Origin of the sequence: Colwellia sp. RSH04, from assembly GCF_003545765.1 — a bacterium.
Taxonomy (GTDB): domain Bacteria; phylum Pseudomonadota; class Gammaproteobacteria; order Enterobacterales; family Alteromonadaceae; genus Colwellia.
The window spans coordinates 126,877-140,835 of record NZ_QXIO01000003.1 but is presented as its reverse complement, the minus strand read 5'-3'; the positions used below and the strand labels follow the sequence as shown (position 1 = coordinate 140,835).

Below are 13,959 nucleotides of genomic sequence, written 5' to 3'. Positions count from 1 at the left end.
TTAGTTTAGAAATTCTTTATATACGGTTAAAAATATTTAAAATGTAACCGCTTACATTTTTGTGTGGAATGATGGTATATTCAAAATATAAATCATCAAGATAAAAAAAGTCGCAAGGTTAATGTGTGATTTTATCTACCAACCGTGTGTTAAAGAGTAGGAGTATTTATGGCAGCCAGTACAGCAGGCCTATCACAAGCGCCGTTACAGCATAATGAAAGTGGAAGCTTTACTTTTGCACTAACATCGTTAACGTCTTTATTTTTTATGTGGGGCTTTATTACCTGCTTAAACGATATTTTAATTCCTTATTTGAAAGGTGCGTTTGACCTTTCTTATACCCAAGCCATGTTAGTGCAATTTTGCTTTTTTGGCGCCTATTTTATTGTTTCACTTCCTGCGGGGGCATTAGTGGGAAAAATAGGCTTTAAAAAGGGCATTGTCACTGGGTTAACCATTGCCAGTGTTGGTTGTTTATTGTTTTACCCTGCTGCGGCAATTGCAAATTATGCCGTGTTTTTATTTGCTCTATTTGTTTTAGCGTCAGGCATTACCGTACTTCAAGTCTCTGCCAATCCTTATGTTAGTGCTTTAGGCCCGAGTAAAACGGCATCATCACGTTTAACAATGACACAAGCTTTTAATGCATTAGGAACCACTGTAGCGCCATTTTTTGGTGCTTGGCTTATTTTTAGTGGCTCTGAACAAACCGAAGTTGCTGGTGCGACAGCGGTGCAATTACCTTATTTAATGTTGGCAGCTGCGTTGTTCGCTTTGGCGATAGTCTTTAGCTTTTTGAAATTACCTGATTTAGGAAAAACTGAACAAGCAGAGTTGTCTCCTGCTAAAGCGTGGCAATTTAGTCATTTAAGGTTCGGTGCAATAGCAATATTTCTTTATGTTGGTGCAGAAGTCGCTATAGGGAGCTTTCTCATTAACTTTTTGCATGAACCCACTATTGCAGGTATGAGTGAATCACAAGCGTCTCAGTTTATTGCCTATTATTGGGGCGGCGCGATGTTAGGCCGATTTATTGGTGCGGTGGTTATGCAAAAAGTAGCAGCCGGTAAGGTGCTTGCATTTAATGCCATGATGTCAATTACGCTAATTACCATTGCCATCACCACTGAGGGTAGTTTGGCAATGTGGTCTATTTTAGCCGTTGGTTTATTCAATTCGATCATGTTTCCAACCATCTTTAGCTTAGCGATTAATGACTTAAAAGAAGCAACCAGTAATGGTGCAGGTGTTTTGTGTTTAGCTATTGTTGGTGGCGCAATTGTGCCTTTATTTCAAGGAATGTTAGCAGATGCTATAGGTGTGCAATTAGCCTTTATCCTACCTGCTTTTTGTTATGCCTATATTGCGTATTACGGCGTTATAGGTTCTAAAATTAATATTGCTAACTCATAAGGTACATTTCGTGAATATTTCAAAAAATATATTATTGGCTGCAATGACAATGACGGGGTTATTTGCTTGTACTCATGATGCCACTGATACTGAGCTTGCACATGCAAAAGAACATAAAACAGATATTTGGCCTGTTATTGTTTCTGAAGTGCCACAAGATAAAGTGATTGAAGATAAAGTAAAGCAGTTACTTGCTTCGATGACTTTAGCGCAGAAAGTAGCACAAATGATTCAACCTGAGATCCGTGATATTACTCCTGAAGACATGCGTAAATACGGGTTTGGTTCATACTTGAATGGCGGTGGAGCTTTTCCAAACAACAATAAGCATTCAACACCTCAAGACTGGATTGATTTAGCTGAATCGATGTATCAGGCTTCAATTGATGACTCTGTTGATGGTAGTACCATTCCAACAATGTGGGGTACCGATGCCGTTCATGGGCATAATAATGTGATTGGTGCGACATTGTTTCCGCACAATATTGGCTTAGGGGCAGCAAATAATCCTGACTTAATTGAGAAAATAGCCAAAGTAACCGCGACTGAAGTGATGACCACAGGTATTGATTGGGTATTTGCGCCGACGGTTGCCACAGTTCGCGATGATCGCTGGGGAAGAACTTATGAAGGTTATTCTGAAGATCCAGAAATAGTGAAGCGTTATGCTGCGTCGATTGTTCATGGTTTACAAGGACATGCAGGAAAAGATTTTTTAGGTAATGATCGTGTAATCAGTACCGTAAAACATTTTATTGGTGATGGCGGTACGGTCGCAGGTGATGATCAAGGCGATAATATTGAGTCTGAACAAGCGCTTTTTGATATACATGCACAAGGGTATGTTGGTGGCTTAACCGCAGGTGCGCAATCTGTTATGGCATCATTTAATAGTTGGCATGGTAAAAAGGTGCATGGTAGCAAGCACTTACTTAATGATGTGCTGAAGGATAAAATGGGCTTTGATGGCTTTGTTGTTGGTGACTGGAATGGTCATGGTCAAATTGAAGGTTGCAGCAATGAGAGCTGTCCGCAAGCAGTAAATGCTGGATTAGACATTTTTATGGTGCCAACAGATGCATGGAAGCCATTACTTGAAAACACGATTGCGCAAGTGCAAGCGGGTGATATCGCTATGTCACGCATTGATGATGCGGTTTCACGTATTTTGCGTGTGAAATTTAGAGCGGGTTTATTTGATAAACCAAGCCCTGCTAAACGACAGTTTTCAGGAAAAACTGAATTAATTGGTCATCAAGAACATCGTGAAATTGCACAACAAGCCGTACGTGAATCGTTAGTCTTATTGAAAAATAATGACAATATTTTACCGCTGTCACCTAAGTTAAATATTCTTATGGCTGGTGATGCTGCTCATAATATCGGTAAGCAATCAGGTGGTTGGACGATTACATGGCAAGGCACTAATAATGAAAATACAGACTTCCCAGGAGGAAGCTCAATTTATGATGGTTTTGCTGCGCAAGTTAACTTAGCTGGCGGAAAAATTCAATTGAGTGAAGATGGTAGCTTTAGCGAAAAACCCGATGTTGCTATCGTCGTTTTCGGTGAAGAACCTTATGCTGAAGGTCATGGTGACCGAGCAAATCTAGTTTATCAGCGTGGCAATAAAAGTGATTTAGCATTACTTAAGCAACTTAAAGCACAAGGTATACCGGTTGTTTCTGTGTTTATTAGTGGCCGACCTATGTGGGTGAATGCAGAACTCAATGCCAGCGATGCCTTTGTTGCCGCATGGCTTCCTGGATCTGAAGGTAAAGCAATTGCTGATGTTTTGTTAAAGGGCATAAATGACAAGGTTCAACATGACTTTAAAGGACAATTATCATTTTCTTGGCCTAAAACACCAGAACAGATAGTGAACCGTTTTGACGCAGTGTACGATCCATTATTACCGTATGGTTTTGGTTTAAAGTATGGGGAAATATCAACATTATCTTCAGACTTACCTGAAACATATCAATTAACTGAAGACCTATCCGTAGGTACGCAAGTCTTTAATGCTAAAGTACAACAGCCATGGAAAATGAATTTATTTTCTGGTGATGAGCAAAGAACTATTACTTCTAGCACACAAGCTTTAACAGGTATAAAGTATCGAACCATTGATAAAGTGATTCAAGAAGATGCGTTCAAAATAACATTGATGGGTGATAACAATGCCGGTATACAGTTCATCAGTGGAAATGGTTTTCGTGAAGATTTATCTGCTGAGCAGGAAAAAAACGCTGCATTAGTTGTTAAGCTAAAAAGAGAAGACCCAATAAAATCGCCAGTTTATCTTTCAATGAGCTGTGAAAGTGAAGCAGATAAACTAGGTAGCTGTCGCGCTGCAGTTAACATAAGTGAAGCGCTTAATAAAGCAGCACAAAGTCAATGGGTTGATGTTTCAGTCGATGTAAACTGCTTTGCTAAACAAGGCGTATCGTTCGATAAAATTGTTGTACCTTTTGAATTAAGTAGTGCAGGAGCACTAAGCTTATCAATTAGCCAAATTCACTTTCAAGGCGAAGGGAGTGAGACCGCTGACGTGCAATGTAAATAGCAAAATTTGATTCCTTATCAATAACAAATTTATGCGGATATCAGAACAGATATCCGCATAAATAATAAACCTGCCATGCGCTTTTCAAGCGCTTCTTTTTATCTGCATACTTCTTTTGCAACGCGTTAAACTATATAAACAAAATATACAGGGTTGATTAACATAATGTTTGCTATGCTTAGTGTATTGTTTTCGTTATTTCTATTTGTATGTATAAATATCTGTTTTTACTATTAGTTCTTTGCTCAGGATGGGCTAAATCCTCGTCGAAAATCCCGATTAATGTTTATGTTTATCATATGCAACCGCCACTAATGATCAGCATAGAGGATAAAACCGGTCTATATTTTGATTTTACTCGATACCTAAACCAACAAAGTAAACGTTATAATTTTGAAGTTGTTTTTTTACCAAGAAAGCGACTTGATAAGATGTTAGCTGATAATACCATCAGCGGTATGGTATTAGGGGTGAGTCCTACGTGGTTTAAAGATAAAGCAGAAACAAAGTATTTATGGACGGGGGCATTTATGTACGATCGCGATGAGATTATTTCGTTGAGTTCAAACCCTGTTCAATATGCTAAGCCAGCATCGTTAGAAAATATGGTGATTGGTGGTGTTAGAGGCTTTTATTATTATGGCATTAATGAGTTAGTTAAGCAGGGTAAAGCTGTACGTGTTGATACGGTGAAAGAAGAAGATCTTTTTTCAATGTTACTTAAGCGGCGGGTTGATGTCGCTATTATTGGTCGTTCTGTTTATCGTTATATAATGAAAGATAAACAATGGCATGATGTATTTCATTTATCGACGATTCCCCACGATTCATTCGAGCGGCGTATTTTGATCACCAAAGATAGAAGTGCTTTACATCTAGAGTTATCAAAGCTAATTGATAAGTTGCCTGAAGATAAAAATTGGCAACAATCTTTGCTAAACTATCAATAGCGCAACGTAGCTTATTAAGATTGGATCAGGACAGTCTCCAAATTAGCTTATTTAAGAACAGCCTAAGCAAGTAAAGTATTCTTCCAAAAAGCGGTATACCTTTATGTTGTTAAAAAATGAAATATTACCAACAGAGCAAAGTTATTTAAATATTGTCAGTAGTTTTGCTATTGATTTACTTGGTATGAATACTATTGATGAAATTGTTTGGCATGCCGCCAAAAATGTTGTTGCTCAATTAGGTTTTGAAGACGTTGTCATCTATCTATTTAACGATAAAAGAAATACGCTAATTCAAGCGGCTACCTACGGTAATAAAAACCCTTTCGAAGAAGATATATTATCTCCTTTAGAGATAAGTCTTGGTCAAGGTATTGTTGGCCAAGTCGCGTTATCACAACAAGCTAAAATTATTGCTGATACCCGTCTTGAGGCTTCATATATTGTCGATGATGCATCAAGACTTTCAGAGCTTTCTGTACCTATGGTTATTGATGGTAAACTCATTGGTGTAATCGATTCTGAGCATAGCCAAGCCAACTTTTATAATGAAGAGCAGTTAAAAGTTGTGATGGCTATTGCCTCTATGATGGCGACCCAAATCAGTCATGTTGAAATGGTTGAACAGTTAGAGCGGGCGATTGATAAACTAGAATACAGTAGCAAAATTCAAGATAGTTTATTTGAAATTGCCGAACTTATTTTTACCACAGATAATATTCAAGAGTTTTATAAAGAGTTACATAAAGCAATCAGTCGCTTAACGTTTGCTAATAATTTTTATATTGCCTTACTTTCAGAAGATGAAAAGTCATTTATTATCCCCTACTGTGTTGATGAAAAAGATGGTCTTATTGAGAATGAACAACATTCATTAGAGGGCGAAATACCTAGTATTTCAGGTTATGTATTACAACAAAATGAACCTTTATTAATTGATAAAGGCGGTATTGAGCAGAAAATTACTGCCAATGAATTGCATATCATAGGTAGTATTCCTGAAGCGTGGCTAGGTGTTCCATTTGGCGATGAATCCCTCAGAGGCATTGTTGTTGTGCAAAGCTATGCTAGTGGCTATATTTTTACCGAGAAAGATAAACAGTTACTTTCATTTGTGGCCAAGCATATTCATAACGCTATTGAGCGTATGCAAACTAAATCTGATTTACAGTTTTTAGCATTACACGATCCGCTTACTCAATTACCTAATCGCTTATTATTTACTGACCGAGTTGAGCAAGCGATTGTTCGGACAAAACGCAATAACAAAGGTTTAATTGCGGTATTGTTTTTAGACTTAGACCGCTTTAAGCAAGTGAATGATACTTATGGTCATTATATTGGTGATCAACTACTGAAAACTATTGCTACTCGCATTCAAGAATGCATTCGTGCTTCTGATACGCTTTGTCGGCTAGGCGGAGATGAATTTGCTGTTTTACTAGAAAACATTCGTAGCAAACGCGACGTAGAAAAAATAGCTAATTATATTATCGAGTCAGTTCAGCAAAAAGTGAGCTTCGATAAGGGAATTATTAACACCTCAACCAGCATTGGTGTTACTTTTTTTGAACAAGGTGATATATCGACTAAAGATTTGTTGATACAAGCTGATGAGGCCATGTATAGAGCTAAGCTCAATGGTCGAAATCAGGCCTTTTATTATGACCAAAAAGAAAAAGAAAGCCGTTCTGGTAGTTATCGCTTAGAAAGAGATTTTCTATCTGCAATTGCAACAGAAGATCTTTATTTAGTCTTTCAACCCATTATTGATTTTACTATTGGTAAAATTTGTAGTGCCGAGGCGTTAATTCGTTGGCACCATCATGAGCATGGTTTATTAGCGCCTGACTTGTTCTTACCCGAACTGCACCGCAGTGGCTATTTACCTGAGCTTGATATTTATGTGTTTGAGAAAGCGATGGCTTTTATCTCAGCTCATGAAGCACAGCTTGATGATGACTTTTGCTTGAACATTAATATTTCTGGCCAAGGATTTTCAGAGCCAAAATTAATGGAAAAAATTCAGCAGGTTTATCATGATTCAAATAAATTACTGTCGCATTTATGTATTGAAATAACAGAACAAACCATCGTTGATAATGTTGAAGCAACTCAAAAAACCATCGAAAAATTACATACTATGGGCGTTAAAGTTGCTCTCGACGACTTTGGTACAGGGTATTCGTCGCTCAGTTATATTAATCACTTTACCTTTAACATATTAAAGATAGATAGAAGTTTTATTAACAACTTAGTTCAAGGCCCCAACAATACCATTATTTTAGAGACGATTATTCAGTTATCGAAATCTTTGGGTATTAAAACGGTCGCAGAAGGCATTGAAACACAAACGCAATTTAACTCATTGAAAGCGTTAAATTGCGATAAAGGACAAGGTTATTATATGGTTAAGCCCGTAACTTCTGAAGAATTAGAGCAGTTATTAATAGAAAAAAAGCAGTTTAATTAGCTAATTAATTTAGCAGTGATGACATAGCGCAGGCTTCCACCTGATACTAGTGGGTTAAATGGATAGCAGGTTATCAGTATTAAGCTTGGGTCTTGCTCAATAATTTGTAGTGTTTGCTCTTCGCTGTCAATAATTTCCATATGTTCAACTTGATAAAGTTGATTTTTCCCTTCTTTGTTGGTCAGAGAAATAATATCTTTCATGTGTAACTCCTGTAAAAAACTAAAATGCGAATCTTTATGACCTGCAATGACAAAAGGCTTACTGTGTGTCAGGTGACTGTATTGATGCATTGCCCCTGCCGAAAAGGCTAATGTAGTTGGATCTACACCTTGTAAAATAATCAGTTGCTTGTTTAATCGTGCAATAGTCATTTTTGCAACAGGGTGTGTATCAGCCCAAGGCCAAGGCATTATTTGTTGTGTTGAATGTTTACTTTGGTGCCAGCTATAACTAATAAGTTGCGAAGACAACCAGGCTTTAGTGGGTAACCATGCACTGTGAGCTATTAGCCCCAGTGCAAGTGTCGTAATTAAAGATGTTTTCACATCGAGCATGCGCAGTAACTTAAGCGCTAACACGTTGTGCACGCCTAAATTGCCAATAAAGCGAAAAAATAAGCAAAGCTAATCCTGAGAAGAATGGTGCTTGCCAACCTATGGCTGTTTTAGGAAATGGTGTTGAGTTACTGGCCCTTAATTGACTTTTCTTGTCTGATGACTCTTCGTTATGTAATGTTTGTTCTACTGCAATAAAGCTAGAGTATGGTGATATCACCTGATGCTGTAACGATGTTTCAAGTACGCTTTGCTTAACGGTATCAGGATCGTTTCCTGTGACTAAACCATCAAGTAAGTCGGTAATTTTAGCTTTTGCCCATACGGTTGATACACCGATATGTTGCTGATTTTTTTGCAAGAGAACTTCTTGATGCCAACCTTGGTTTGCTAACTCACCAAACACCTGAATACTGTCTGGCATCATTTTAGTTTTTATGGCGACTAATAACGGCTCTCCTAAATATAAGTCTGGAATTTTACTAGGGTATTGTTCAATTGTTCCAAGGTGAAGTGGCTGAAATTGTAATGTGATATTGCGAAGTGCTGGCTGACTAATTTGCGTTAAAAGCTCTGTCATCTTTGTTTGTACTTGGTTGACGTTTCCAATATGGGTAAATGTACCTCGACCAAACTGCGCGGCTTTGCGCATAAAATAACTATTAGGGGCATGGCCAATGCCGACGGTAAATAATCTCGGTATATTCACTGTTTGATGAATGAGTTTAAATAACGCTTGCTCGTTACTAACGGCACCGTCAGTTATAAAAATAACTTGGTTAATGGTAGTGTCTTCTTGTTGAGGAACCGTTAAGGCCCTCGCTAGCGGCTCATACATTTGCGTGCCACCATTGGCTTGCAATTGAGCAATAAAGCGCTTGGCTGTTTCAAGGTTCAGTGCGTTTACAGGTTGCGGTTGTGCGAAGGTCGTTGTATAGCTTGAATTAAAAGCAATAATATTAAATTTATCTTGTGAACTTAGGGTGCTTAAGGCGAACAATAAGCTTTGCTTAGCTTGTGTGATTGATGGGCCTTGCATAGACCCAGAAGTATCAATGATGAAGGTGATCTGACGGGTAAAGTGGCTTTCAAGTTCATCATTCAATAAGTTTTTTTTGCTTGCTGAAGGTGATGGTTGCGGTGGTAAAAGCATCGCTAAAGCATAAGTTTCTTGGTTAACTTCTTCCTTGAAAATTGCAAGTTGTGGGGTGGTTGAACTTGCCGCTTGCCACTCTAAAATAAAATCTTTATTCATTTTTGTTTGACCATGTCTTAACTTTACTGACATGGGGTGACTAACCACGGAATCTTTTGCAACCTGTTCGTGTTGATTAATAGGTGAGGTGAGAATGTCATGCGAAGGGCTTTTAATACTCGCTAATGGAACACCCGCATTTAATGCGATAGATAGTTGAATGTTTTGTTGATTATTTATACTACCTGCAAAAGCGAGTTGCTCTGCCATAGAGCGTAGTAAGTTTTGCTCATCAGTCGCCTTGTTAGGTTGAAATCGCGGCGTAATATTCATTGGGAAACGGAGACTAAAAACATTATGTTTAAATTCAACATGCTGATAATAGGTTAACGTCACGGTAATTTGTTCTTTACTGGCAATATTGGCTATTTTATTGGTAAATAAGTTAGGGCGATGTTGTTCAACTAAGCTGGCTTTTTTCCCTGTTTTTAACGCTTTTTGAAAAACTTTTTTAGCTTGTGCTTTTTCCATAATTTTGCCAATAATCTTTCTTTCACCTATTTGAACTTGTAGCTGATTGACGGCTGAATTTTCAGGTAGAGGGAAGGCATAGATAGCATTAATAATATTGTCACTTTGATTTAAAAAAGACTGCTCAACGGTGACTTTGGCAATAAGACCATTAATATCAAAACTGGCTCGAGAATTAATTAGTAAAGCTGATTTATTGTAAGCAGGTTGTTTTGACGTGTTACCCATTGCGCCTTGCTCGTTGAAGAATAGTTGCCCTGAACCTACCTCATTTGGTAATGAGGCATGTCTTGAAATTTCACCATTATTTAAGCGTTGAGCATAGCTTTTATTGAGAGTAAACAATGCCCCGATAAGGGCAGTTATGCACAATAGTACGATTGGCCAAATTCGACGTGGCTTTTTATATTGGTGAAAACTTTGGTAGTAAATCGATTTTTTTTCTTTCGGCATTGCTTTGATCACAGTAATTCTCCTTGAGATGTTAAGCCGAGTTAAGGCTAATCAGTATTAAAGCAATGAACCTAGGCGCCTTTTCGACATAAATGTGGCAATACACTGGGCAATTGTGTCGAAAATATGGCAATGATTTTTGATAGGGCTATCTATATTGCTGCGCTAATTTTATAATTGCGCCTTCTCAAGGTAATAACGGTAAGGAATTGTGATGTATAGCGAAGAAGAGTATCAAAATAACCCACTTCACGGTGTTAAATTAGAAGAGGTCTTAACTCAGTTGGTTGATCATTATGGTTGGGAAATATTATTCGCTTACCTTAATTTAAATTGCTTCAAAACCAACCCTAGCATTAAATCTAGCTTAAAGTTTTTGAAAAAAACCGATTGGGCAAAAGATAAAGTTGAAGCTTTTTATTTATATCAATATAAGAGCTTACCCAAAGCCGATGATGAACAGTTTGAAAAACCACCGCGTGATCGCATTGTACCAATGAGCCAAAAACCAGGTGAGCCTGCAGAATTAAGCCTAGAAGATGCTGAAAGATTAAGAATAAAAAGAGCTCAAAAGACTCGAGAAAGAGCGTCGGGCAACGCTAACCCTTGGGGCGATAAACCTGCGGATCCTTGGGGGAAAAAACAAAGCACTACGTCGGCGAAAAAGCCAAAAGCTAAACATAACCCTTGGGGTGAGTAAATCAATGAAACGACTGCAACATCATCTTTATATTGATACGTTATGAGAAGTTTAGCAATGAACTACTTAACGGTAGTAATCGTAATATGTTGCAGTTTTACCCTAACTATTCATGCTAAAGGGTTTGAGTCATATACACCTTTTGAAATTCCAAGAAGTCAGGTTATTGAAGTAAAAGACAGTCATATTCAACGCAGCTATCCATTATTTATTAAATTGCCAAAGTCTTATAGAAAGTCACCGCAAAAACATTACCCTGTTATTTATTTAACTGATGCATGGTATAGCTTTCAGATTGTGTCAGGTGCGACACGCTATCCAATGAATAGTGGTAAAATGGCTGAGGCAATAATTGTTGGTATCTCTTATGAAAAAGGCTCTAGAGGTGATTTAAGTCGTGTTTATGATTACACACCCGTTAAAAGCTCATTATGGCGAAAAGATACTGGTGGCGCTGATCAGTTTATTCGCTTTATTGAAACAGATGTTTTTAGTTATATTGAAAACAATTACCGAACAAACCCAGATAACAGAATATTTGTAGGTAACTCTTTAGGTGGTTTACTTGGCAGCTATATATTATTAACCAAGCCCGAGTTATTTCGTCATTATATTTTAGGTAGCCCGTCTTATTGGTTTCATAATAAAACTATATTTGCGTTAGCTCCGCCGTTATTAGCTAAAAATCAAAATGTTAAAGCGAATGTTTTTATTGCTATTGGCGAGCGCGAAACCAAAGCTTTAGAGAGCCAGTATACTATGGTTGAAGATGCTCAAGCATTTTCTAAGCTTTTGGCCAATTGGCAGAAAAAAACAGACAATAGTAATGTTAAGCAACGTTTATTTATTATTCCTCATGCAAACCATGAAACAGCTTTTCCAACGACAGTCACTCAAGGGTTATATTGGGTTTTAAGTAAAAATAAATAGAGCGTTTTGACTTTAGTATGCGTTTTAATCAGCAGTTTAATCAGTAGCATCGCAGCGACGCGATAGATAATATCATTTCCAGCTTTTCCTCATCGTTAACCATTGTTCAAATTTTTGAATAGAATAACTTGACTCAAGAAATATACGCTTTGCTTTACCGTCCCTAATAAGCGCATTTGTTGCTGGATCTAATTGCTTAGCAATACTTTTTGTACGCAGTGTCATCTATGGACTTTGACAAGGGAATATCCATTCTTTGCAATCCATTCTCTGCAATCAATGCTTTGCCTACATCGATGTAGATACTAGGTTATGTTTTGAACGTATCACCTGCCTCTATAAGCCTTTAAATTATCGCTAGAGATTATTTTATTATACTGATTGCTATTAGCTATTGTTTCAGCTGCTTAGTCACTTAAGTGTCATCTTTTATCAATATATTCTTAACCTTTTGGTCATATTACTTAAATCTACTTGTCACGTTAGCGTCATAGCATTTTGTGGTTCTTTTTAGCGACGCATGATTTCAGTATTTTCGTGGTGCTGATGTTGCTTTCTAAAAAGGTAAAACTCAAACATAAATTCAATTATATAAAGGAAGCGCTATGAACTCTTTATGGGTCTCAGTTTCAGCTATATCAACTATTTTGTTCTCGTCGGTAGCCACATCAAATGTGTTACCGACTGTTCAAAAAGAAAGTCAGTGGTTCATTAATGATGAACAAGCAATACAACAAAAAGTTAAGCAAAAAAATAAACACAAAGCTAAGAATGTTATTTTGTTTGTCGGTGACGGTATGGGGGTTTCTACCTTAACTGCTGCGAGAATTTTACAGGGACAAAACAACGGAAAAAGTGGTGAAGAAGGGTATCTAAGCTTTGAGGTTTTTCCGCATACCGCACAAGTTAAAACTTACAATGTTGACGCTCAGACACCTGATTCAGCAGGTACTATGACTGCCATGATGTCTGGTATAAAAACTGATATAGGTGTGCTCGGCGTGAGTGAAAAGGTGCAACGTGGAGATTGTAGTTCAGTGAAAGGTAACGAAGTGATTACCGCGTTAGAATTAGCTGAAATTAAAGGGCTTTCTACAGGCATAGTGTCTACTGCTCGAATTACTCATGCGACACCTGCTGCTGCCTATGCTAAATCTGCTGATCGTAACTGGGAAGACATTTCAGATATGAGTGACGAGGCTATTGCTAATGCATGTGAAGACATAGCCTCTCAACTGGTTAATTTTGAAGGTAATCTTGAAGCACGCTTTCCTGGTGTTGATGTTAATGGTATTGAAGTTGCGATGGGGGGCGGAAGACGTCATTTCTTGCCAAAAGATGAATCATTCAATAGCACAGATGCTGCAAGTGGCGTAGAGGGCGATCGTACCGATGGTCGTGACTTAACTGCTGAGTGGCAAGCAAAATATCCAACGGGTCAGTATGTTATTGATCAAGCGGGTTTTGATGCTTTAGATGCCAGCCAAACATCTCATGTGTTAGGACTTTTCAATGAGTCTCATATGCAATATGAGGTCGATCGTCACAATGATATTGCAGGCGAGCCTTCATTAACACAGTTAACGAGCAAAGCCATTGACGTATTAGATAATAACGATAAAGGCTTTATGTTAGTGGTTGAGTCTGGTCGAATTGATCACGGACATCATGCGGGGAGTGCATTTAATGCATTAACAGACACGATAGAGTTTTCAAAAGCTATTCAAGCAGCCGTTGATAATACTAACCCTGAAGAAACATTAATTTTAGTGACAGCAGATCATAGCCATGTTTTTACCATTGCTGGCTATCCAAAGCGAGGTAACCCTATTTTAGGTAAAGTGGTAGGAGTTGGTGAATCTGAGCCGAGCTTAGCCAGTGATGGCATGCCTTATACCACGCTAGGTTACACTAATGGTCGTGGCTTTAGAGACTTGGCAACAGAAACCAATGCCGATAAATCATATGACACTGACCCTGTTGTGGGTCGTCAAGATTTAACCTTAATTGATACCAATCAGCCAGGTTTTCATCAAGAAGCTAAAATACCAACCAGTTCAGAAACTCATGCCGGCGAAGATGTTGCATTACATGCTATAGGGCCAGGTGCTCACTTTAGTCAAGGTGTTATCGAGCAAAGTGTTATTTTCCATATCATTAACGAATCACTTGGCTTAATGGCTAAATAAGT

General features: G+C 38.0%; 10 protein-coding genes. 7 read left to right on the top strand and 3 right to left on the bottom strand.

Going from position 1 to position 13,959, the window contains the following annotated elements:
* The first annotated feature begins 168 nt into the window (after window positions 1-168).
* The 4 genes from D1094_RS06190 to D1094_RS06175 all read left to right on the top strand — a co-directional run bounded on the left by D1094_RS06190 (window position 169) and on the right by D1094_RS06175 (window position 7,402).
* Window positions 169-1,413, top strand: a complete 1,245-nt coding sequence (locus D1094_RS06190; protein ID WP_118959226.1) for a sugar MFS transporter — start codon at window positions 169-171, stop codon at window positions 1,411-1,413.
* A 43-nt stretch (window positions 1,414-1,456) separates the two neighbouring features.
* Window positions 1,457-3,979, top strand: coding sequence for an exo 1,3/1,4-beta-D-glucan glucohydrolase (locus D1094_RS06185; protein WP_118959515.1), 2,523 nt, complete (start codon window positions 1,457-1,459; stop codon window positions 3,977-3,979).
* A gap of 299 nt (window positions 3,980-4,278) precedes the next feature.
* On the top strand, window positions 4,279-4,929 hold the full coding sequence (locus tag D1094_RS06180) for an ABC transporter substrate-binding protein (RefSeq protein ID WP_182440107.1): 651 nt from the start codon (window positions 4,279-4,281) through the stop codon (window positions 4,927-4,929).
* Between the two features lie 103 nt (window positions 4,930-5,032).
* The gene (locus tag D1094_RS06175) at window positions 5,033-7,402 is read left to right on the top strand and encodes an EAL domain-containing protein (protein ID WP_118959224.1); all 2,370 of its coding nucleotides are present in this window, start codon (window positions 5,033-5,035) and stop codon (window positions 7,400-7,402) included.
* Here the strand turns inward: D1094_RS06175 and D1094_RS06170 are convergent.
* Together D1094_RS06170 and D1094_RS06165 are read right to left on the bottom strand one after the other, a co-directional pair.
* Entirely contained in the window at window positions 7,399-7,992 is a 594-nt protein-coding gene (locus D1094_RS06170) for a class GN sortase (protein WP_182440106.1), read from the bottom strand. The two genes, D1094_RS06175 and D1094_RS06170, sit on opposite strands and share 4 nt — an antisense overlap.
* A complete protein-coding gene (locus tag D1094_RS06165; RefSeq protein WP_118959222.1) occupies window positions 7,970-10,150 on the bottom strand; it encodes a marine proteobacterial sortase target protein in 2,181 nt (726 codons plus the stop codon). The genes D1094_RS06170 and D1094_RS06165 overlap by 23 nt, the downstream gene beginning before the upstream one ends.
* 202 nt (window positions 10,151-10,352) lie before the next feature.
* On the opposite strand from D1094_RS06165, the gene D1094_RS06160 reads away from it, so the two are divergent.
* Complete coding sequence (locus D1094_RS06160) at window positions 10,353-10,838, top strand: VF530 family DNA-binding protein (protein ID WP_118959221.1); 486 nt, start codon at window positions 10,353-10,355, stop codon at window positions 10,836-10,838.
* Window positions 10,839-10,880: 42 nt separating this feature from the next.
* Entirely contained in the window at window positions 10,881-11,768 is an 888-nt protein-coding gene (locus D1094_RS06155; RefSeq protein ID WP_259337843.1) for an alpha/beta hydrolase, read from the top strand.
* 72 nt (window positions 11,769-11,840) lie between these two features.
* On the opposite strand, the gene D1094_RS18590 is transcribed toward D1094_RS06155, so the two are convergent.
* Entirely contained in the window at window positions 11,841-11,993 is a 153-nt protein-coding gene (locus D1094_RS18590) for a hypothetical protein (protein WP_182440105.1), read from the bottom strand.
* A 380-nt stretch (window positions 11,994-12,373) separates the two neighbouring features.
* Here D1094_RS18590 and D1094_RS06150 point away from each other — a divergent pair, with 380 nt between their 5' ends.
* On the top strand, window positions 12,374-13,957 hold the full coding sequence (locus D1094_RS06150) for an alkaline phosphatase (protein WP_118959219.1): 1,584 nt from the start codon (window positions 12,374-12,376) through the stop codon (window positions 13,955-13,957).
* Window positions 13,958-13,959 lie beyond the last annotated feature (2 nt).